At 59.0% G+C, this 619-nt stretch carries 1 protein-coding gene; it reads right to left on the bottom strand.

Annotated features, from left to right (window positions below):
• Window positions 1-41: 41 nt before the first annotated feature.
• The coding region (locus JF66_RS20960; protein WP_035880908.1) for a sugar transferase at window positions 42-619 on the bottom strand (578 nt) is incomplete at its 5' end.

Here is a 619-nt window from a genome sequence, read left to right as displayed (position 1 = left end):
CGATCAGGGCAATGCGAAGCGGATCTGTTGATTCATCCATCTCAGTACGCCCCGTCGGATTGCACGATGACCTTGAACGTGCGCCAGATGATCATCAGGTCACCAGCCAGGGACCAGTTCTCCACGTAGTAGAGGTCGAGTCGCACGCTGTCGTCCCAGCTCAGATTTGAGCGACCGTTCACTTGCCACATACCAGTCAGGCCAGGCTTGATGTAAAGACGGCGGTGCACGTGGCTGTCGTAGCCCTCTACCTCGGAGGGAAGCGGGGGCCGCGGTCCGACAATGCTCATTTCTCCCACGAGAATGTTCCAGAACTGAGGTAGCTCATCGAGAGAGTATCGACGCAGTACCTTCCCGACGCGTGTGATGCGTGGGTCGTTACGGATCTTGAAGAGCAACCCCGCGGCCTGGTTCTGGTCGAGCACACCGGCGAGGTCATCTTCGGCAGAGCGCACCATTGACCGAAACTTGACGATCCGAAAGGTAAGCCCGTTGCGACCGCATCGCTCCTGCCGAAAAAGTACGGGACCGGGGCTGTCGAGCTTGATCGACAGGGCGATCACGAGCAGCACGGGGAATAACAGAAGGAGAGCGAGCCCCGCAACAACGGCATCCAGGC

The sequence above is a fragment of the Cryobacterium sp. MLB-32 genome (genome assembly GCF_000738085.1).
GTDB lineage: Bacteria > Actinomycetota > Actinomycetes > Actinomycetales > Microbacteriaceae > Cryobacterium.
Note: the sequence above shows the minus strand (reverse complement) of the source record. Positions and strands in the feature narration are given on the sequence as shown.